Raw genomic sequence first — 21024 nt, 5'->3', positions numbered from 1 at the left:
GGCATGCCCTGTCTCTACGACAACGATAATTATTTGAACGTCCAAACAATGGCATTTTCAATCAATTTTACAAAATTTGGGTCTGTCCAAACCGATTCATCATGGCCCATCGAAGTATAGAATGTTTTACCTTTTCCGATTTGCTTACACCAGGCTACTGGGTGGTCTTTTCCCATTCCGAAATTTTTATCACTTGCCAAAATAGGTACATTCCCATTCGGAATGATAGTTTCGCCATTAATTGTATATAAGATTTTAAAGCCCTTTTTGCGTGGATTTTCAAAAAATACATACCATTCATCGGTATGGCTCCAAGGCTGTGGAATCTGAGCAGTTATCGAACTGTCGGCTTGAGCATCAACCAAAACATCTGTTTTTTGAAACTGCGGTTTGAGTGGATGGTGCGAAAATTCAGCTCCAAGTAAGTTTTTTACATACCAAGACCATTCGTGCGAATTATCACCCGCACCATGAATTCCAATTAGATTTCCGCCATTTTCTACGTATTGCTCTAAAGCTTTTTGTTGCTCATCATTCAAAACTCTACCCGTTGAATTATTAAAAATAACAGTCTTGAATTTTGATAATTGTTCGGCATTAAATACGCCACCTTCTTCAGTTTCGTAAAGAAACCAGCCATTTTTCTTGGCCAAATCGGCAATGATTGGTTTTGAGGCATCAATTGAGCCACTGTGACGAAATCCGGTTGTTTTTGAAAATAGCAAGATTGCTGGCCTGTCGTTAGGGAAATCAATTTTAGGAGTTTCTGTCTCATAAGAAACGGGGAAACCGTGTTTTACTTTATAAACAAATACGGCCATAGCACCACCTAACAGGACGATGAGTCCTAAAACAGACCACAGGAGAATCTTAATGAGCTTTCTCATACTAACAGGCTGATATAGAAGTGAAAAATTATTTCTGAGACAAATGTATAAATAAAAATAATATTGTCTGAAAAATAGACAATATTATTTTTTTATATTGTATCTTTGAATAGTAATATTTTACAAGCGGTTTATTTTAAGGATTAAACTTATCCTTACGAATCATAAAGCACACCATCATGAAACTTTTTGACGAACATAATTTTATTCAGCAACTATCAATAGATTGTGTGATTTTTGGGTATAAAGAGAAAGAGTTAAAAGTATTGATTTCAAAGGTAAAAGTCGAACTTGATATATATACTTTGCCCGGTGGTTTTATTAAGCAAGAAGAAAGTATTGACGAAGCAGCCAAGCGTATTTTAGAAGAAAGAACTGGACTTAAAGATATTTTTTTGGAACAATACAGAGTTTTTGGTGAGCCTTTCCGCATTAATCACGAAATTTTTGAGAATATCAATAGTTTGAAAAAAGAATGGCTCGAACAAGGTGTTTTGGATGAGAATGATATTAAATGGCTATCAAAAAGATTTGTTTCCATTGGCTATTATGCATTAGTTGATATCAATAAAGTGAGTCCGCAGAAAGGTTTATTTGATGAGTCTGTTGACTGGTATAATGTAAAAGAATTGCCGTCCATGATTATGGATCATAATAAAATGGTTCAATTTGCCCTCGAAACGCTTAGATTATTCCTTGACCAAAAACTAATCGGCTTTAATCTTTTGCCCGAAACTTTTACCATTCGTGAAGTGCAAGAACTCTACGAGGCCGTTTATGACAAGCCTTTTGCCAGAAATAATTTCCAAAAGAAAATCTTAGATTTGGATGTACTCGAACGATTAGAAAAGAAATTTACAGGTGCAGCCAATAAAGCTCCCTATTTGTATAGATTTCGGAACTGAATTTGAATCAAATTCAGTTCCGAAATAGTATGTCAATAATTCACCATGGCATTTTTCACTTTTCGTGGGAGCCAAACTTGCATTTGTCCACTTCCACGATTACACCAAGTATAATACGGAATCGCAGTGATACGCTTCTTCACAGGCTTAAAGCCTAAACCATCTGGTGTTGGTTTGAAGGTCGTCGCATCGGTCTGAATTGCAATGATTGGCTCGCTAAGAACTTGTTGCGAAACTTCGGTAAATTTGGCATTATCTGGCACAATAAAATCCCATGCTTTACCTTCATTATCAATGCCTTCTACACAATACACCAAGGGGCCACGTTGTAGAGCCATTCTATCGTTATCTTGTTTCAGTTCATTTCGTGCCACTATTTTTCTCACATCCATTGGCAATTCAAAACTCACAATATCCCCTGCCGACCACTCTCTGTCAATGATAGCATAGCCATTTTCGATCTTATAATCAATCTTTCTTCCATTGACCATCATGGCGATATTTGCCGCATAATTACCTAAGTAATGGTATAAATTGCCCGCAACTGGCTCATTGGTTGTCCAACTCGGAATTCTTACGTGCAGCGTATATTTTGTTTTTGTACTCGGATTCATCGAAATTTTCACTTTTCCATTGAGCGGATAATTGGTTTCGATACTTGTTAGAATTTCAGTATTTCCCAGCTTGATATTCGTATTGCTTCCTACAAAAAGATTTACCCAAATACCATTCTCAGATTTTCCGTAGATATAATCGCCCAAAGAGGCAACCAAACGAGCAATATTCGATGGGCAACAAGCAGTTCCGAACCATTCACGGCGAGCATGACGCCCAATGGAAGCCAGAGGATTACCATAGAAAAAGCGGTCGCCACTAAGCGAGAGCCCATCTAAAGCTCCGTTGTAGAGACTTCTTTCCAAAACATCAATGTATTTACTTTCGCCCGTGAGTGCATTCATTCGCTGATTCCAGAAAACCATTCCTACCGAAGCACAGGTTTCGCAGTAGGCATTCTCATTAGGCAAATCAAAATCTTGACTGAATCCTTCATTACTACCAGACGAGCCAATGCCACCCGTGATGTACATATTACGGTGTACCACATCTTCCCAAACTGTTTTCATGGCGTTCATATAACCTGTATCACCCGTATTTACCGCCACGTCGGCTGCACCTGTGTATAAATACATCGCACGCACGGCATGACCCGTAATTTCTTTTTGGTCTTTTACAGGAATTGCATCTTGGCAATAGGCGGGGTCTTTCCAATCATCCCAAATTACGCCTTTGCCATTTCCTCTGCCTCGTTGATTAAGAAACCACTCCGAAAGCTTTAGATAACGCTCATCTTTAGTCGTACGGTAGAGTTTTACAAGAGCCAATTCTATTTCTTGATGCCCCGAAACCCATGGACGGTTGGCAAGACGGAAAGTTTCGTCAATGTGATTAGCAAAGCGAATAGCCACATCGAGTAATTTGCGTTTGCCAGTAGTATTATAATAAGCCACCGCTGCTTCGATAAGATGACCAGCACAATAGTCTTCGTGCTTTTCCATATCAGTCCAGCGGTTTTGCAGGCCATTGAGCGTATAATAGGTATTCAAATAACCATCGGGCAATTGGGCTGCCGCAATTTTATCAATCCATTCATCGGTTTTCTTTTCGAGTTCAGCGTCGGGATGATTTTTTAGCGAATAGGCCATCGCCTCAATAGCCTTATAGACATCTGAGTCGTCGAAATAAATACCTTCGTGTTTTTCACCTAATTTACGAGCTACCTTCTCAAAATTTCTGATACGAGGTGTTTTTACTTCAGTTTGCACAATACAGGCTTGCAGCGTAGTGGTAGCTACCTTATCCATTTTGGGTTTCCAAAAAGCATCAGTAATGGAAACCTCTGAAAATTTGACTGGCTCTATTTTTCGGAGATTTTGGGCAAAAGATTGACCCCACAAAAGACCCAAGAAGAGTATTTTTGGTAAGTTTGTCATAGTTTTGGTTGAATATGTCGTAAATTCCTTAGCTAATAATTATAAAAATATCAGCCAAAGAATATACAATAATAGGGTAATTCAGCCAAAACACCATGATTTAGCAGAAATAATAGAAAATACCTTTGCTTGATTAGGTTTAAAGCCTTACTTATTCAGATATTAAAAGAATATGTATGAGTTCGGGCGTGATTATGAGGTTGAAATAGAGAAAAAAAATATCTTTCAAATCATAAAGACTTTATATATTCCTTTTACAATTTAAGTAAAAATATCATTGATAAAATCCATACATTTTCAGAATATCGTAGCCGAATCTTAGAATTAAGCCAAAAACTACTACTAAAAATAAAACCCGTATGAAGCCATTACCTCTAAGCAAGGCCATTCGGCTTCCTACAAATGAACCAGCCATATTGCAAACCATCATTGGTAAAGCTACCCCAAAAACAACATATCCTTTGGCCACGAAAAAGATAAGTGAGCATATATCAGCCACAACATTTACTACTTTAGAAATGGCCGAAGCTGTAAGAAAATTGTATCCGACAATACTTACAAAACCAAAAACCAACAAACTACCAGTTCCGGGTCCAACAAAACCATTGTAGAAACCTGTTGTCATACCTATTAATAAACCATAAATCGGAATTTTACTTAGTTCAAATTTATGGCGGTCATGTTGGCCTAAATCTTTCTTTCGGTAGGTATAAATCGCAATAAGTGTCATTAAAATCAGAATCGTTGGCTTTAAAATTTTCTCGCTCATGTGGCTCGAAATCAATGCTCCTGAATACGACATCACGCCTGCCCCTACTCCAGCAAAAAGTACCGTTTTTAGTGGTATTTTTACTTTTTTAGAATACTGATAACCAGCAACGGCCGTTCCCATAAAAGAAGCGAAACGATTAGTACCGATAATCTGTGGCACAGAATAATGCGGGAATAAAATAAATAAAGCAGGTGCTTGCACAAGCCCTCCACCGCCAACTATCGAATCAATAAAACCAGCTACAAATGCAGCTAAACAGGCAAAAAATGTAATAATTGTCAAAACTTAAGAATTATAAAATTATCAAAGTGCTTTTTGTTTTTTGATGCGTTTCGGATTATACCATAACCAAAACCCACTAAAAGAAAGCAAAATTAAACCTAAAGCTAGAATTGTTGTATAAAAGAGTTTAATTTCATCGTTTGGTGTTTTAATAAAAAAATCAAGAATTGAACCATCATGAATTTTTTCAATAATATCTGATTTTCTAGTAGCTATCGAAACCACCTTTCCTGTGGCACAATCAACCTGTAACTCAGTGAAGTTTTGAATGAAAACAATTTTAGCAACTCCTTTTTGTGGACGAACATCAATTCTATCTATTTCAGTCGAAAGCCCTAAACTATCTTTAGCAAACCGTTGTGCTGATGCTTGAATAGAATCGAGCGAAACCCATGCTTTTACTTCTACATTCGACCCCATTTTTGTACTTGGCAATAAGCCAATATTCTTTTTCCAACCTAAAAGCAAACCCGTGAATCCAATTAAAAACATGAATACAAACAAGGGTATTGAAATCCATTTATGAATTTTTCGATAAAATCGGGTGGATTGAGCTATTTTTTCTGTTTTGGCAGACACTATTTATCAAATATTTATTTTAAATCTTTTCAATTCTAACATTCACATTATTGAAAGCGGCATTGCCAGTAAGTTCATCAATAACCAATTCATCGGTTAAGTCATTGATACTTACACCCGCATATTTTTCGGCCACATCTAACTTTACGCCCTTTCTTGCATGTCCATAGCCGTGTGGCATGCTCACTACTCCACGCATCATTTGGTCGGTTATTTCTACTGGAATTTCTACGCTACCTACTCGCGAACTTACCTTCACGATAGCCTGATTTTCTATATTTAATCTTTTAGCATCTTCAGTATGTATCATTAACGTACAGCGATTGCGTCCTTTTACCAACCTTTCTGAATTATGCATCCAAGAATTATTATCTCTTAAATGCCTTCTTCCAATGAGCGTAAAATCGAAGCCTTCACCCGAACCTGTCTGTAAAAGCTGTTGACTCAGTCGCTCAATGTCTTTCACTAAAATTGCGGGAGCAGCATTAATTCGCTTATTTTCGGTAAGTAATCTATTTGGCAAACAACTTTTGAGTGGCCCCAAATCTATTCCATGAGGATTTGCCCGAAGCTTTTCTAAAGACAGTCCGTAAGGACCAAATTGTAGCCCTAAATCTAGTTTTTGTTCTGGTGGTTCTGCCATGAATCCTTCATTACTTGAGGTATGATGAGCCATTCTATAGGCCAATTCTTGGTAAATTTCCCAATCATATTTTGCACCTTTAGCCTTCGAAAAAAGTGCTTCCGAGAATTTAGCAGTATTCCGCACAGCTAAAACGTGGAACGTCATATCGTAGTGTGGAACTTCTAGCCCAGTAGCAGGAGGCAGAATAATATCGGCGTGGCGAGTTGTTTCATTGATGTAAATATCAATTGCCACCATGAATTCTAATGATTCAAGGGCTTCGTCGAGCTTTCCACCATTAGGTGTAGATAAAACAGGATTTCCACAACTTGTTATTAAACACTTGATTTGTCCTTCTCCTTCAGTAAGGATTTCCTCTGAAAGCGTCGCTACTGGCAATTCACCCAAAAATTCGGGTAATTTTCTAACCCTACTTTGCCAACGGTTAAAACGATTATCGGTTTTTGCTCTTGCCAGAAAATCGACGGCTGGAGCAGTAAACATTGCTCCGCCTATTTTATCCAAATTTCCTGTTAATAAATTAATGGCATTAATGAGCCATTGTGCAATACTTCCAAAAGTTTGCACCGAAACCCCTACTCTACCATAGCAAACTGCGGTTTTTGCTTGCGTGAAATCTAGCGTCAATTGGCGAATATTTTCAGCAGAAATACCCGTTTGGCGTTCAACTCTTTCGGGAGTAAAATCGCTTGATATTTCCCTTAATAAGTCAATATTATCTGTAAATTCAGCTAAATGCTCTAATTTCACTAAATTCTCCGCAAAAATTATATGAATCATTGCTAGAAGCAAAAGAGCATCAGCTCCGGGGCGAATGAAGAAGTGCTGGTCGGCCTTGGCCGCAGTTTCGGTAAAGCGTGGGTCAACCACAACTACTTTTCCTCCTCTTTTCTGAATAGCTTTCAAGCGATTAGCTACATCAGGCACCGACATAATACTTCCATTTGATGCAATCGGATTTCCACCAATGATTAACATAAAATCTGTAAAATCAATATCTGGAATGGGCATGAGCATCGGATGCCCAAACATCTGCCAAGCAGCAAAATGATGCGGAAGTTGGTCGGCCGAGGTGGCCGAAAACATATTTTTTGTTCGCAAAGACTTGGCAAATAATGGCGAATTCATTGTTGTGCCTAAATTATGAATCGAGGGATTACCCTGATACATAGCTACAGCATTATTGCCACATTTTGCTTGAATTTGCTTGATTTTCTCAATAACTTCTTCAAAAGCTTCTTCCCAAGAAATTTGTTGCCAGCCCTCTGGGGTTCGTTTTACTGGATATTTTAGTCGGTTTGGGTCTTCATATATATCTTTCAAAGCAACTGCTTTCGGACAAATATGCCCTCTACTGAATGAGTCATTTTTATCGCCCTCTATCTTGCTCACAACTCCATCAGTTACTGTTATTTCAAGGCCGCACATGGCCTCACAGAGATTACATGTACGGAAGTGCGTTAAGTTTTTCATTATAGGTTTGTTAGTGTTGAATAGTTTTCTCAAACTTAACTACTTCTTCCGTGTATCAAGGCCATAACCTTTCAAAATACCGCGAGCTAAGGCCGTTTTATGAACTTCATCAGCCCCATCATAAATACGTGCCCCTCTCTCATGAGCGTACCAATAAGATAATAAAATATCATTCGTAATACCCAATGCTCCGTGAGTTTGAATGGCACGGTCGATTACACGAAGCATCATGTTGGCAGTGAAAAATTTTATCATCGAAATTTCATCACGTACAGCCGCAGCACCTTTTTCATCTATATTTTTGGCCGTACGAAGTACTAATAATCGTGCAGCATCAATTTCTGCTCTACTTTCAGCAATAAAGCCTTGGATAAATTGCATCTCACCTAGCATCACACCTTCAGCCATTTCTCTTGAAGCGGCATATCGGCACATTAAATCGAAACTACGCTCGGCAATGCCAATGAATCGCATACAATGATGAATACGTCCGGGTCCGAGGCGTTCTTGTGCAAGTAAGAATCCACTTCCTTCTACTCCAATTAAATTAGCTTGAGGTACACGCACATTATCGTAGATTACTTCCGCATGGCTAGCCCAGCTATCGCCTACGTGCCCCATTATTGGGATATTTCGTACAAACTTAAAACCTGGGGTATCGAGTGGCACTAAAATCTGACTTGCCCTTTTATGCGGTGCTGCTTCAGGATTAGTTACAGCCATCACAACAGCAAAAGCTGCTCCATCGGCTGAAGAAGTAAACCATTTATGGCCATTAATTATATAATCATCGCCATCTTTTACAGCCATAGTTCCCATACGAGTTGGATTTGACCCTGCAAATTCTGGTTCAGTCATCGAAAAACAACTTCTGATTTCCCCATTCATCAAGGGCTTCAAATATTTATCTTTTAAATGCTTAGGAGCATATTTGTGCATTAGTTCGGTATTGCCAATATCAGGAGCTTGTGTATTAAATACAAAATGCCCAAAAGGCGAACTTGCCAACACTTCACTAATCTGCCCAAACTCACAGAGACTCAGACCCAAACCACCATCTTCTTCGGGTAAGTGTAGCCCCCAAAGTCCTGCTTTTTTTACTAATACTCTTTTTTCGTGTAGCAGTGGCTCTATGTGCGAAAAATTATGTTGAAGATTTTCGGTTGTTTCAAGTGGATAAAGCTCTGTTTCTACGAATGATTTAATCTTTGGTAAGAGTTCTTTAAGTTTCTCGGTAACAAATAGGGTTTCCATACTTATTGGTTTTTATTGTTGATTCCATAAATTATGACTTAAAGTTAGTTTTACATTCCTGATGGCACAATATTTTATCACATTTCTTAAAAAATAGTTTAGATTTGGCGTTATCTATCATACAAGATTTTCGTACATTGCTATAAAACCCCATTTTGATAAGCTTTTTTTAATGATTAATCGTCTATTTTTTATTGGTCTTTGTTTAGTGCAAGTTGCTTTCCAAGAAGTATTTGCCTCCGATTCGTTGGTTGTGCATCAGATAAAAGTTATTGGTAATCTTCGAACCAAAGAAAAAATAATTTTTAGGGATATGGCCATCAAACAAGGAGATAAATTAGTCAAGGATAAATTAAGCGAAGCACTTGAAGCCGACCGGAAAAAGATTATTAATACCAATTTGTTTGTTACGGTCAAATTAACCTCGCAAGAATTCGAAGATAATCAAGTAGATATAACAGTAGAAGTAAAAGAACGACTTTACTTAGTTGTTTTACCTGTTTTTTATTTAGCTGACCGTAATCTCAATGAATGGTGGTATGAGCGAAACCGAGATTTTAGGCGAACTATTTATGGCATTTATGCCCGACATGCGAATCTTACAGGCAATAATGACCAACTAAAAATCAGAGCTGAAGTTGGGTTTATTCCAAATTTCGAAATTGCGTATAGTACTCCTTATCTTGATAAATCCCTACAAACAACGTTTTCTCTAGGAGCTTTTTATGCCATTAACAAAACAATGGTTTACAGAACTTGGCAAGATAAATTTCAGTTTCTCGAAAGTGAAAATCGGCAACGAGAACGCCTAAATTTCTATGCAGTTTTATCTCGTAGAACAGGCTTTTTTCAAAATCAATATTTACAACTAACTTATAATCATACCCAAATTGGGGATACTATTGCCAGATTGAACCCCAACTATTTTTTAAATGGGCGAACACTGCAAAAGTATTTTCTAATCAGTTATTCTTATATTTTCGACCGTCGAGATAATCGACAATATGCTCTGAAAGGATATAGATTTAGTTTTGATGCTATTAAATATGGTATCTCGGCCAAAGATGATGTAAATATGTTGAGTTTCAGCGGAACGGCAAGCCAATACATTCAAATTCACAAAAACTTTTTTGCGAATTATAGTATTAGAGCAAAAGTCTCATTTCCACAAAGACAACCATTTTTACAAACCCAAGGATTAGGCTATCGGAATGATTTGGTTAGAGGATATGAACTTTACGTAATTGATGGCCAGAGTTACGGACTCCTTAAAACGAATGCTAAGTATCGCATGTTAGATAAAGTTTTTGATTTGAGTCGTTACCTAAAAGTAAAGCAGTTTAATACATTACCCGTTGCGGCTTACATAAATACCTTTTTTGATGTGGGTTATGTAAAAAATAAATTTCCCGAATTAAATAATACTAAATTTGCAAATCAATGGTTAGTTGGTGGTGGTGTCGGCCTTGATGTAGTAACCTGGTATAATGTAGTTGGCAGACTCAACTACTCTTTAAATCAAGCAGGTGAACGAAGATTATTTTTTAATTTATCTAGAGAATTCTGATACGACTTACCAAAAAACCATTTTACATTGTGTATATTTCACCAAATAAATTTATGAAAGCCCATTGTTTAGTTCTACTTTTGTTAGCTGTTGAATGTAGTAACCCAAAAAAAACAGAGACCTTGGAAGTTTTAAATCCTCCATCCGACCAAGTTATTGAAATAAATAACTCGCAGAAACTACTACAAACAATCATGGGTACAGGCGAAGGTATAGTTAGAGGTATCCAGTTTGGCGATGCTATTGCAGACGTTAAAAAGAAAGAAAAAGCTGAGTTATTTGAAGAAGATGAGACGCATGTTGGATATTCTTTTGATACTCCAAACCTTGAAACAATTGATATACTCTACCAAAAAGATAAGAATAATCGTGTATCTGGTATTGAATTAGACATTTACATGAATACTGATACCTCCAATGATAGTTTGAAAAATGAAATGGTAAAGCAATTTACCAGTCTCTATGGGCAACCTTTACCCAATGGTAAGCTACAAACTTGGGCCTTAAAACCCAACGGAAAGGTAAGTATCAAAGTAATTAAAAATAACTTAGATAGAGGTTTAGAAGTTAGATTTACGCAATCTTCAAAGCCACTCCAATAAAAAGAAAGTTTATTGATATAAAAGCTCAAAAAAGTCTAAATAGATTTTTTGAGCTTTTTTTGTTTATAAGTCAATGAGAATCACTAATATTATGCTCTTAAACAACTAAATTTGGCATAAAACTTGAAGAAATTTAGTAAAAGTGCTTTTCAAAATTAGTACAACAAACCCAACCACGTATTATGAAAACTAAAGTTAAACTTACGCTTTGCGTTATGTTGCTAGGGTATTTAATGCTCTGTAGTTGCGAAGGGCCGCAAGGACCACAAGGTGCTCAAGGTCAACCTGGAATACAAGGCCCCAAAGGAGATACCGGAGCTGCTGGGCCACAAGGGGCAACCGGACCGCAAGGACCAGCTGGCCCACAAGGAGCAACTGGCCCACAAGGGCCAACTGGGGCTCAAGGGCCGGCAGGAGCACAGGGAGCAACCGGACCGCAAGGACCAGCTGGCCCACAAGGAGCAACTGGCCCACAAGGGGCTCAAGGAGAACCTGGCACTGCCAATGTAATCTATTCTGATTGGTCAACACCAACTTCATCAGATTGGCAAAAACTCACGGAGAAGAATTACATATTTGGCATCACAGAAGCCAAAATTACACAAGATATTATTGATAAAGGTGTGGTATTGGCCTACTGCAGACAAGTGGCGAACGGTCCAGCCTATTTACTTCCACTAATGCTCCAAACTGGTTCTGGACTAACAAACTACAATGTTTCGGCCGCAATAGGGAAGGTAAACATTACGTTTGTAGAGTTATTGGATATTCAAGGAAAACCTGCCACAGGCTTACAATTTCGATATGTAATTATTCCAGGCGGGATAAAATCAAGAGCAAATCTTGATTACTCTAATTTTGAAGAAGTTGCCAAAGCTTTTGGCATTCCAAAATAATTATGCTTCTCATTTCTACATTTACGTAGATGATTTAGTGTAAAATTTAAATTTGTCAGGGAAATAATTGAAGAAAGACACCAAATGGGTGTCTTTCTTGTTTAGTTTTTTTATATCTGATAATATTATCCAAAAACTAACAAAACCATTGAAATAAAGCATTTTAGACATCAACTTCATGCGGCTTTCTTTTTCTACCCAAAGTCATCATGGCTACACCCGCTAAAATTATCGCCGAAGCTAACATTGAGCGAGAGGTGAGTCGCTCATTAATAAAAATCCACCCTAAAAAAATAGCAACAACCGGATTTACGTACGCATAAGTAGCTGTAAGTTGTGGAGGAGCATTATTTATCAACCAAACATAAGCAGTATAACCTACGTAAGAACCTATCAAAATCAAATATACCATCGCCCAAAATGTACTATTACTCATATTGAGCAATGAGTGAATTTGGTCTTTTTCAAAAATAATGCTCATGGTCAGGGAAAAACATCCACCCACTACCATCTGAATAGCGGTTGACTGAAGTGACTTTGGCAAAACCAAATAAGGTGATTTAAGCGAACCAAACGCCCAAGCAATCGAACCTAAAAAAACAATAAATGCAGGAAAAAGAGCTACCTCTCTCTGTCCAATTTGCTGGGTAGGATTCAACAAAACAGCCATTCCAACCAAACCTAAAACCAGACCAATAGTACCAATAAATGATGGTTTCTCATTACTAAAGAATAAGAAATCGAGTAGAATCATCCAAGCAGGCAATGTGGCAACTAATAAAGCCACCAAACCCGAAGGCATTAATAAAAGAGCATATGCAACGGCACAATTACCCACCCCACTGAGCAACACACCTATCAAAGCGGCATTACGTGCTTGTTGAAGCGTAGGCAAACCTTGTCCACGAAGTAATGTAAAAAGAAAGAGTAAAGAACCTCCAAGCAAAAATCTTGTACAAGAAATCAACAAAGGAGGTAGCGAATCTAGGGCAAATTTTACACCCAAATAAGTCGAACCCCACACGATGTACACAATTCCTAAGGCTATGAGTATTTTTGTTTTCTGCGACATTAAAGTTTTAAGTTTAAAGAAAAAAAATTACCATTTCGCCAATAAAATTGGCAAAATGGTATCGTAAAGGTTTTTTGGGAAATTTATTTTACACAGGTCGGGCAAGTACCTTGCACCAACATATTAACTTCTGTTCGTTTATAGCCATCTGGCAAATGAATCATCGGAATATGCACACTTTCTATACATGTAGTATTTCCACAAACAATACATTTAAAATGCACGTGGTCATGATGATGTTTCTCGTGGCTACACTCCGTAACCCTGCAAAGAGCGTACTTGGTTCCACCTTCATCATCAAGCACCTTATGTACTATTCCTTTCTCTACAAATGTCTTTAATGTGCGGTAAATAGTCACACGGTCGAAACGCTGTCCAAACATCGCTTCCAAATCACCATGCGAAAGTGCATAATTATTGCTCTGAAACGATTGTAGAATATCAGCTCGACAACCAGTGTGCCGTAAATCATACTCTTTAAGTGTATCTTTCGCAGGATTCATATTTATAAGGTAGCCCTCCGACTACATTTATTCTACGAGCAAATTTACATTATCAAACTGTAATTTCACTAAGTTTGCGTAAATTCCTTCTTCTTTCAAAATCAAATCTTCGTGTTTGCCTGCTTCGGCAATTCCACCATCTTTCAATACATAAATCATATCTACATTACGAATTGTGGCTAATCTATGAGCGATAATAATGGTTGTTCGGCCTTTCATTAATTCATCTAAGGCATCTTGCACTAATTTCTCCGATTCTGAATCTAAAGCACTTGTGGCTTCATCGAGTATCAATATCGAAGGGTCTTTCAAGATGGCTCGAGCAATGGCCACACGCTGACGCTGCCCACCTGAAAGTTTTACACCCCGCTCACCCACAATGGTTTCGAATTTTTCTGGGAAAACATCAATAAATTCTAAGGCATTGGCTTTTCGTGCCGCCTCCATTACCTCTTCTTTAGTTGCATCAGGTTTACCATAAGCAATATTTTCGAAGATTGTACCACCAAATAGCATTACTTCTTGAGGCACAATAGCAATATTGCTACGGAGTTCGGTCACATCCTGACTAGCAATATCTACACCATCAATACTAATTTTACCTTTATTGATTGGATAAAGTTTCATCAGTAATTGTACAATGGTTGATTTTCCAGCTCCACTATGCCCAACTAATGCTACTTTTTCGCCAGCTTTTACATTCAATGAAAGTTCTTTTAGCACCGTCACATCTGTGCGTGATGGATAAGCAAAACCTACTTTATCGAACTGAATATCGCCCTTTGCCTTTTTGAAGTTAAGCTTACGAGCCACATCTACTTCTGATGTTTCATCTAAAATTTCTAATACTCGTTCAGAAGCCCCAATTGTCCGCTGAATCTGGGCGTACATATCACCCAAACCACCCACAGAACCTCCAATAAAACCAGTGTAGAGAATAAAAGTAAATAAATCTTGAAAAGCTAATTCACCTGATAATACCAAATTTCCACCATACCAAACCACGCCGACAACCCCACCGAAAAGCACCAAAATAATAAATGAAATAAAACCACCTCTAAAAGTAGCCGCTTTGAGGGCATAATCAACCACACGTTGAATAGATAAACCATAGCGATTTACTTCCAAACGTTCATTGGTAAACGCCTTTACAACATTTACTGATTGTAAGGTTTCTTCAACAATGATATTGGTTTTGGCCAACTCATCTTGCACTTTTCTTGAATTCTTTCTAATAAATCGCCCAAAAACTATTGCTGCTACTACTAATAACGGGAATGTAGAAAGCATAAAGAGGGTAAGCTTACCCGAGAGCATTGTGATGAGCAATATTCCACCTACCAATGTAAAAATTTGGCGGAATAACTCGGCCAAGGTGATAGATAATACATCTTGTAGTTGCGAAACATCGGATGTAATGCGGCTCATGAGTTCGCCTACACGACTTTTCTCAAAAAACGAAACTGGCAAAGTAATAATTTTTGTATAAAGCTCACGGCGTAAATCACGCATCGAACGCTCAGAAACCCTCGTAAAAGTATAAACTCTTAAAAATGAAAAGCCTGCTTGCAAAAATAATAAGCCTATAAAAAGGAAGGTAACTTCATTAAGTGTAAGTCGATGTGCAGATGACCCAATCAGACTTTGAAACTTCTGCATGGCCATATTATTGCCCATCATATTCGAGGAATTCATTGCCGCTGCACCCTGCCCTTGAGGCGAAACTATTGCTCCTACCATTTGCCCCATCAAGAGCGGAATACTCATTGATGTAATTTGTGATAATATTAAGAAAACAAAACCTATCGCAAAAGTGCCTTTATAAGGCAATGTGAACCGATATATTTTGAGAGCTTTTGTAAAACCCTCTTTGGTTACTTTCTTTTTCTTATCTTCTTCCGAAATTTCTACCCCTAAATGTCTTCCTTTTGCCATATTTAAAAGTCTTCAACAGACACTCTAATGAATGTCTTAAGATTTATAATTTTGTCAGTTTTTAGTCTTCTACTTGCCCTTTATACTTCGACTTCTCAAAAATATCACGAGCATTTTGATTTTTCATCAAATCAACTAACGTAATTGACGGGTTTTCGGTTCTATAACGACTCACAATTCGCCAACCTAACCATTGACCGATACGTCCTGGGCAATCATTTCCTATTTCTTGTACTCTTGGGCGTTCGGATAAATACTTATCTTTTATACGGTCATTGGTTTCGTAAAGAAGCTTATTATCAATAAAATAACCCCAAACTAAATCTTGCGAATTCCATGTTTTTACTAAATCATAATCAGGATAAGCAATCAGCAAAGAGTCTGCCACCTCAGGCAGCATTGCTCGTGTAAATTCATAACTTTTTCCATAAAATACCATATCGCTCATCAAAGTATGATCGTTAGGGTCAATAGCATTATATTTTTTGGCAAGAATCGTGAGCACTGATGGAACAATATAAGGTTTATCAAATCTTCGTAAAAGATAATCGGGATATTGCGGACGATACTTGGCTTTAGGGCCTAAAAAAGTTTCGAGTGGAATCACAATCATATCATCAGCCACCACCAACTCTAAATCAAGAGCGGTAAATGTTGTAATTATTTGAGGCTCTTTGAAGTCTGGGTAATAATATTTAATATGCTTAAAAGCCACCTCAAATTGTTTTTTCAAGGCATCAAGATTTCCAAAGGATTGCTTAGTTTCTTCGTAAAAAGCTTTCGTGTCTGGGTTATTATGAATCAACATTAATCTATCTATCAGAGCGTTATCATCGGGAGTAGTCTGATAAAAGACATTGACGAATCGGCCATTTTTACTCAGAAAACCTTTAATTTGCTCTCTAGTGGTGAGCTTCATCATCGCCTCGTCAAATCGCAGAATATCAAGCTTTACCGAAATCTTCGAAGTATCAATATCTTCAGTTGATGCTGAATTTTGACAAGAATTTAGAAAAAACAAGCCAATTAATAGACTTATTTGACAGACAATAAGGTGCCGTATTTGCATAAATAATTAAATATTTTTTCAAAAAACGCACAAAAATAGACAATTATTTGCCCTAAATCATCTTAATTTTTAAGATTAGCAGATATTAGGAAAAACTTGCTTACTAAGCACCAGAAAAGAGAAACTCATTAAAAATATCAAATATTAGGCTATTAGGCGAAGTCAATTTAATGTATGCACTAAAAAATAATCTTTCAGGAAGATATTCGAGTCTAATATTAAAAAATTCAAGAAGTACTACTGCAATTTTTTATAAATAATACCATACAAACAAAACTAAAGATTACTTCTCTGATTACAAGGCATTTGCAGCACATTTAGTAACTCAATATAGCCTTTTTGTGAGTTAAAGCCTCAAATATTTTTAAAGATATGCACTAAGCCTAAACTTCGTTATGAAGTAAATATAAGTAAAAAACACTAACTTGCTGGCAGTTAACTAGAAAAGTCGGCTAGGTTTTGGTATAAAACTTGTTAAAACAAAGAATATATCAATTGGATTTCCTTGATAATCTATATGAATCTGTTTATTTTTGCACCTCAATTTTTGGAAATAAATAAAAAAACCAATAATCAGGCATTCAAACTGTCCTAAAAGTCCAGTAATAAATTTAAAAAAACAAATGGCTTTAATTAACAAAATTCGTGAGCGTTCAGGTGTTGCAGTCGTAGTCATTGCAGTTGCACTCATTTTATTCATTGTCGGAGGAGATTTATTCGGTGGTAATGGTAAAAGTGGCTTATTTAGTAGTAATGATAATAAAATCGGTGAAATTGCTGGCACCAGTATTGATTATCAGGCCTTCCAAGCAAAATTAGATGTTGCACGTGCAAATTACGAACAACAAGCAGGAAGAACTTTGCAAGAGCAAGAAATTCAGCAATTACGCAGCCAAGTGTGGGAGCAAATGATTTTTGACATTACTTACAAAGCTGAGTTTGAAAAACTAGGTTTGAAAGTTACGCCAGATGAACTTCGTGAAATGGTTCAAGGTACTAAAAACTTAAGCCCTCTCATTAAGCAACAGTTCACAGACCCACAAACTGGTCAATACGACCGTAATCGTCATATTGAGTTTATCAATGCTGCTGCTTCGAATCAACTTCCAGCACAACAAAAAGCGGCTTGGGACCAAATCAAAGAGCAAGCAATTCAACAACGTTTGTTGGAAAAATATAATGCTTTACTTTCTTCTGCATCATTTGTAACAACTGCTGAAGCTAAGAAAGAATATGATGCTCAAGTAACAAAAGCAGATGCTCGCTACTTGTATGTTCCGTATGCAAGCATCATTGATACTACTATCAAAGTTACTGATAGCCAGTTGTCAGACTATTTGAGTAAGCACAAAGAAGAATTCAAAGGATATGATAGTCGCTCATTTGATTATGTAGTGTATCAAGTAATGCCTACAAAAGAAGATAGCTCTGCTTTGTATGAAGACATTAAAAGTTTTGCGAAAGGCTTAGCTACAGCTAAAGATGCTAAAGCTTATGCTGCTTCAAATTCTGATTCACGCGTGCCTTATGAGCGTAGTTCAAACGAACTTACTCCAGTATTGAAAGAAGCTCTTTCAACAGCTATTCAGGGAGCAGTTATTGGGCCATTTAAAGATGGAAGCACCTACTCTATTTACAAATATGAAGGTACTACGACAGATTCTCTTTACACTGCACGTGCAAGCCATATCTTAATTCGTGCTGACAAAACAGCTCCAGATTCAGTTAAAGCAGCAGCCCGTACAAAGGCACAAGATATCTTAAGCCAATTACAACAAGGTGCCGACTTTGCTACTTTAGCTCGTGCAAACAGCCAAGATGGTTCAGCTCAACAAGGTGGAGATTTAGGTACTTTCAAGAATAATGGCACAATGGTTAAGCCATTTGAGAATGCAGTATTTGGCATGAGTGGTGCTGGTTTAGTTCCTAATATTGTTGAAACAGACTTCGGTTATCACATCATTAAAGTAACAGAAGCAAAGAACAATTTGAAATACAAAATCGCTACTATCAGTCGTGAATTGACAGCAAGTGAAAGTACAAGAAATGCTATTTACCAAAAAGCAGAAACTCTTCGTGCAAGTTGTAGCTCAGTAGAAGAATTCGAAGCAGCAATTAAGAAAGATGGTAAGTTAGTTGTATTAAAAGCTGATAAAGTATTCCCAGAAGCATCTACATTCAATACTATTCAAAATGCACGTGAAGTTGTTTTGTGGGCATTCAATGATGATACGAAAGTTGGTAAAGTTTCTGACCGTGTATTTGAAGTTGGTGATAACTTTATCATCGCTGCTGTAACGTCAAAAACTGAAAAAGATAGCCCTAAAGTAGAAGACTTTAAAGATGCTCTTACTGCTAAAGTTCGTAACGAAATCAAGTCTCAGCAAATCATCAGTAAACTTGGAAATGTATCAGGCTCATTAGAGCAAGCTGCACAAAAATATGGAGCAGGTGCATTGGTTGAAGCTGCAAATGATATTAACTTAGCTTCTGGTATGCTTACTTCACCAGGTATTGACCCAGTAGCTATCGGTAAAATCTTCAGCTTGCAAGCTGGCAAACGTTCAAAACCATTTGCTGGTGAAAATGGCGTCTTTGTAGTAGAAACTACTAAAATCACAAAAGCTCCAGAAATTGCTGATTATACACAATACAAAAACCAAGTATTGCAACGCACAGGTGGATACGGAGTATCTTACATGGCCAATCAAGCAATTCGTGATAACGCAAATATCAAAGATAATAGAGCTAAATTCTTCTGATAAATCTTAGAAAATAGTTTTTTAGAAAGGAGAAATATCGAAAGGTATTTCTCCTTTTTTTATGAAGTCTTAATCATAAATTATTCCTCACAGTCATAAACTTTAATATTTAAGTGTTGCATTTTTTTGCATTTTTGTACCATGCAAAAACAACTATTTCCATCCGATATTATTCAAAGTACCGTAGAAGCTTATTTGCCCAAAGTGGCGGTTAGAAGTCAGTTGATTTATATACTTCTTCTGCTGTCTATTTTTGGAATTTTAGTGAGTTTGCCTCTTGTTTTTATTGATATTTCGGTGCAAAGCAACGGAATCATCAGGACAGTTTCAGAAAAAACCGAGATAAAATCGTTGATTTCGGGAACTGTGAAAGCGGTAAATGTATCAGAAAATCAAAATATTGCACAAAATACTACACTTTTTGTGATAGCTACCGAAGATATTGATACAAAACTCAATACCAATAGTTTTCAAAAACAGGAAAAAAACGATTTTATCCAAGATTTAGTAGTGCTAACCCAAATCGGGAAAAACAATGTTTTTGGAAATCATTCTACCCAAACCCCCATCTACACCCAACAACTCAATACTTTTCGTAGCCAATTACAAGAAAATATCTTTCACCAAAAGAAAATCAAGAAAGAATTAGATGCTGACCAATATTTATATAAAGAAAAGGTAATTGCTCGCCGAGAACTCAACGCCAAAGAATACGAAATGAACCGCTTGGTGGCTGAATTTGAATCAATTTTTCAGCGGCAGTTGAGCCAATGGCAAGCTGAACTAAACAAACATCGTTTTGATTTGAAACAGCTTCAAAGCGAAGCCAAGCAACTTACTCAACAAAAAACTTATTATGAAATAAAAGCCCCAATTGGTGGAAATATTCAGCAAATTGTGGGTAAGTATGAGGGTAGTTATGTGCAAATAGGCGAAACGCTGGGTATTATTTCACCCGATTCTAGCCTTATTGCAGAATGCTACGTTAGCCCAAACGACATCGGACTTTTAAGAAAAAACATGCCCGTTAGTTTTCAGATTGATGCGTTTAATTATAATGAATGGGGCTTGGTGCAAGGAAAAATCACTGATATTGCCCGTGATTTTGTGGTGCTAAACGAAAAACCAATTTTCAAAGTAAAATGCCAATTGGATAAGAAAATCCTCCAATTAAAAAACGGCTATACTGCACCTCTGAAAAAAGGCCTAACTTTCAGAGCAAGATTTGTAGTAACCAAACGTAGCCTTTACCAACTTTTGTATGACAAAACCGACGACTGGCTAAACCCAAAAATTGAGCGTAAATAATTATTTGCTTACCATTTTCAATAGCTTTTCTACTTTCTCCTCTAATTCTATAATACGCTCATCAGCTGGTATGTGTAAGTGCATTGTGTCTTGATTGACCCCAACACCATTAATAGTATCTATATTTATTTTACCATTCCAGTCTAAGAGTTGTTCTAAGTTTAGTTCGTAAAGTTTGGCAAGTTTTTGAAGGTATTTGAGGCTGACGTTGCCAATATCTCCATTTTCTATTTTGGCGTAGCCTGATTGTGTGATACCCAATACGGTAGCAACGTAATCTTGTTTGTAATTGTGAAGTTCTCTAAGTGTACGGAGTTTAGTATTTATATTATTCATCATTACAGCAAAAGTTTTATAGATAAAGTTATTTGTATTGCAAATAAAGGAAAAATCAGAAAAAGATATTTAAAGCCCCATAAAAAACTTATTATTCGGCTACATTCATAAATTATTCCTCACAGTCATAATTTAGCACTTTCTAAATTTGACTATCCAAAGTTTAAATTAGACTTTTGAAACAA

17 protein-coding genes are annotated in these 21024 nt (G+C 37.0%); 6 read left to right on the top strand and 11 right to left on the bottom strand.

The window, feature by feature from the left end:
• Window positions 1-29: 29 nt before the first annotated feature.
• On the bottom strand, window positions 30-887 hold the full coding sequence (locus EMTOL_RS09410; protein WP_015029047.1) for a ThuA domain-containing protein: 858 nt from the start codon (window positions 885-887) through the stop codon (window positions 30-32).
• A 179-nt stretch (window positions 888-1066) separates the two neighbouring features.
• Here EMTOL_RS09410 and EMTOL_RS09405 point away from each other — a divergent pair, with 179 nt between their 5' ends.
• A complete protein-coding gene (locus EMTOL_RS09405; protein ID WP_015029046.1) occupies window positions 1067-1792 on the top strand; it encodes an NUDIX hydrolase in 726 nt (241 codons plus the stop codon).
• 32 nt (window positions 1793-1824) lie between these two features.
• Here EMTOL_RS09405 and EMTOL_RS09400 read toward each other — a convergent pair whose 3' ends face one another.
• From EMTOL_RS09400 to EMTOL_RS09380, 5 genes are all read right to left on the bottom strand, one after another.
• Entirely contained in the window at window positions 1825-3783 is a 1959-nt protein-coding gene (locus EMTOL_RS09400; protein ID WP_015029045.1) for a glycoside hydrolase family 127 protein, read from the bottom strand.
• Between the two features lie 274 nt (window positions 3784-4057).
• A complete protein-coding gene (locus EMTOL_RS09395) occupies window positions 4058-4837 on the bottom strand; it encodes a sulfite exporter TauE/SafE family protein (RefSeq protein ID WP_015029043.1) in 780 nt (259 codons plus the stop codon).
• 21 nt (window positions 4838-4858) lie between these two features.
• Window positions 4859-5416 carry a PepSY domain-containing protein gene (locus EMTOL_RS09390; RefSeq protein ID WP_015029042.1) on the bottom strand — a complete coding sequence of 186 codons (558 nt, stop codon included), beginning with the start codon at window positions 5414-5416 and terminating at the stop codon, window positions 4859-4861.
• Window positions 5417-5435: 19 nt separating this feature from the next.
• The gene (locus tag EMTOL_RS09385) at window positions 5436-7535 is read right to left on the bottom strand and encodes a molybdopterin oxidoreductase family protein (protein ID WP_015029041.1); all 2100 of its coding nucleotides are present in this window, start codon (window positions 7533-7535) and stop codon (window positions 5436-5438) included.
• 39 nt (window positions 7536-7574) lie between these two features.
• Window positions 7575-8789: an acyl-CoA dehydrogenase family protein gene (locus tag EMTOL_RS09380; protein WP_015029040.1), complete on the bottom strand. Its 1215-nt coding sequence runs from the start codon at window positions 8787-8789 to the stop codon at window positions 7575-7577.
• A 172-nt stretch (window positions 8790-8961) separates the two neighbouring features.
• Here EMTOL_RS09380 and EMTOL_RS09375 point away from each other — a divergent pair, with 172 nt between their 5' ends.
• From EMTOL_RS09375 to EMTOL_RS09365, 3 genes are all read left to right on the top strand, one after another.
• A complete protein-coding gene (locus tag EMTOL_RS09375; RefSeq protein WP_015029039.1) occupies window positions 8962-10356 on the top strand; it encodes a BamA/TamA family outer membrane protein in 1395 nt (464 codons plus the stop codon).
• Between the two features lie 53 nt (window positions 10357-10409).
• Window positions 10410-10958, top strand: coding sequence for a hypothetical protein (locus tag EMTOL_RS21755; protein ID WP_015029038.1), 549 nt, complete (start codon window positions 10410-10412; stop codon window positions 10956-10958).
• A gap of 182 nt (window positions 10959-11140) precedes the next feature.
• The gene (locus EMTOL_RS09365; protein ID WP_015029037.1) at window positions 11141-11854 is read left to right on the top strand and encodes a collagen-like protein; all 714 of its coding nucleotides are present in this window, start codon (window positions 11141-11143) and stop codon (window positions 11852-11854) included.
• A gap of 163 nt (window positions 11855-12017) precedes the next feature.
• On the opposite strand, the gene EMTOL_RS09360 is transcribed toward EMTOL_RS09365, so the two are convergent.
• The 4 genes from EMTOL_RS09360 to gldB form a co-directional block, all read right to left on the bottom strand.
• Window positions 12018-12926: an EamA family transporter gene (locus EMTOL_RS09360; RefSeq protein ID WP_015029036.1), complete on the bottom strand. Its 909-nt coding sequence runs from the start codon at window positions 12924-12926 to the stop codon at window positions 12018-12020.
• Between the two features lie 83 nt (window positions 12927-13009).
• Window positions 13010-13429 carry a Fur family transcriptional regulator gene (locus tag EMTOL_RS09355; RefSeq protein WP_015029035.1) on the bottom strand — a complete coding sequence of 140 codons (420 nt, stop codon included), beginning with the start codon at window positions 13427-13429 and terminating at the stop codon, window positions 13010-13012.
• A 27-nt stretch (window positions 13430-13456) separates the two neighbouring features.
• Complete coding sequence (locus EMTOL_RS09350) at window positions 13457-15364, bottom strand: ABC transporter ATP-binding protein (RefSeq protein ID WP_015029034.1); 1908 nt, start codon at window positions 15362-15364, stop codon at window positions 13457-13459.
• A gap of 61 nt (window positions 15365-15425) precedes the next feature.
• Window positions 15426-16433 (bottom strand): gliding motility lipoprotein GldB, encoded by a 1008-nt coding sequence (gene gldB / locus EMTOL_RS09345; protein WP_015029033.1) that lies wholly within the window; start codon window positions 16431-16433, stop codon window positions 15426-15428.
• 623 nt (window positions 16434-17056) lie between these two features.
• Between gldB and EMTOL_RS09340 the strand changes: the two genes are divergently transcribed.
• Entirely contained in the window at window positions 17057-19195 is a 2139-nt protein-coding gene (locus EMTOL_RS09340) for a peptidylprolyl isomerase (RefSeq protein WP_015029032.1), read from the top strand.
• Window positions 19196-19336: 141 nt separating this feature from the next.
• Complete coding sequence (locus EMTOL_RS09335) at window positions 19337-20503, top strand: HlyD family secretion protein (RefSeq protein ID WP_015029031.1); 1167 nt, start codon at window positions 19337-19339, stop codon at window positions 20501-20503.
• Here the strand turns inward: EMTOL_RS09335 and EMTOL_RS21750 are convergent, their stop codons facing one another.
• Entirely contained in the window at window positions 20504-20842 is a 339-nt protein-coding gene (locus EMTOL_RS21750; protein ID WP_015029030.1) for a helix-turn-helix domain-containing protein, read from the bottom strand.
• Window positions 20843-21024 lie beyond the last annotated feature (182 nt).

It is taken from the genome of Emticicia oligotrophica DSM 17448 (genome assembly GCF_000263195.1).
GTDB lineage: Bacteria > Bacteroidota > Bacteroidia > Cytophagales > Spirosomataceae > Emticicia > Emticicia oligotrophica.
Note: the sequence above shows the minus strand (reverse complement) of the source record. Positions and strands in the feature narration are given on the sequence as shown.

Bases quoted from the DNA above. Each gene is read 5' to 3' on its own strand.
- EMTOL_RS09410 (WP_015029047.1), bottom strand. From the start codon at position 887: ATGAGAAAGCTCATTAAGATTCTCCTGTGGTCTGTTTTAGGACTCATC.
- EMTOL_RS09405 (WP_015029046.1), top strand. From the start codon at position 1,067: ATGAAACTTTTTGACGAACATAATTTTATTCAGCAACTATCAATAGAT.
- EMTOL_RS09400 (WP_015029045.1), bottom strand. From the start codon at position 3,783: ATGACAAACTTACCAAAAATACTCTTCTTGGGTCTTTTGTGGGGTCAA.
- EMTOL_RS09385 (WP_015029041.1), bottom strand. From the start codon at position 7,535: ATGAAAAACTTAACGCACTTCCGTACATGTAATCTCTGTGAGGCCATG.
- EMTOL_RS09380 (WP_015029040.1), bottom strand. From the start codon at position 8,789: ATGGAAACCCTATTTGTTACCGAGAAACTTAAAGAACTCTTACCAAAG.
- EMTOL_RS09375 (WP_015029039.1), top strand. From the start codon at position 8,962: ATGATTAATCGTCTATTTTTTATTGGTCTTTGTTTAGTGCAAGTTGCT.
- EMTOL_RS21755 (WP_015029038.1), top strand. From the start codon at position 10,410: ATGAAAGCCCATTGTTTAGTTCTACTTTTGTTAGCTGTTGAATGTAGT.
- EMTOL_RS09365 (WP_015029037.1), top strand. From the start codon at position 11,141: ATGAAAACTAAAGTTAAACTTACGCTTTGCGTTATGTTGCTAGGGTAT.
- EMTOL_RS09360 (WP_015029036.1), bottom strand. From the start codon at position 12,926: ATGTCGCAGAAAACAAAAATACTCATAGCCTTAGGAATTGTGTACATC.
- EMTOL_RS09355 (WP_015029035.1), bottom strand. From the start codon at position 13,429: ATGAATCCTGCGAAAGATACACTTAAAGAGTATGATTTACGGCACACT.
- EMTOL_RS09350 (WP_015029034.1), bottom strand. From the start codon at position 15,364: ATGGCAAAAGGAAGACATTTAGGGGTAGAAATTTCGGAAGAAGATAAG.
- gldB (WP_015029033.1), bottom strand. From the start codon at position 16,433: ATGCAAATACGGCACCTTATTGTCTGTCAAATAAGTCTATTAATTGGC.
- EMTOL_RS09340 (WP_015029032.1), top strand. From the start codon at position 17,057: ATGGCTTTAATTAACAAAATTCGTGAGCGTTCAGGTGTTGCAGTCGTA.
- EMTOL_RS09335 (WP_015029031.1), top strand. From the start codon at position 19,337: ATGCAAAAACAACTATTTCCATCCGATATTATTCAAAGTACCGTAGAA.
- EMTOL_RS21750 (WP_015029030.1), bottom strand. From the start codon at position 20,842: ATGATGAATAATATAAATACTAAACTCCGTACACTTAGAGAACTTCAC.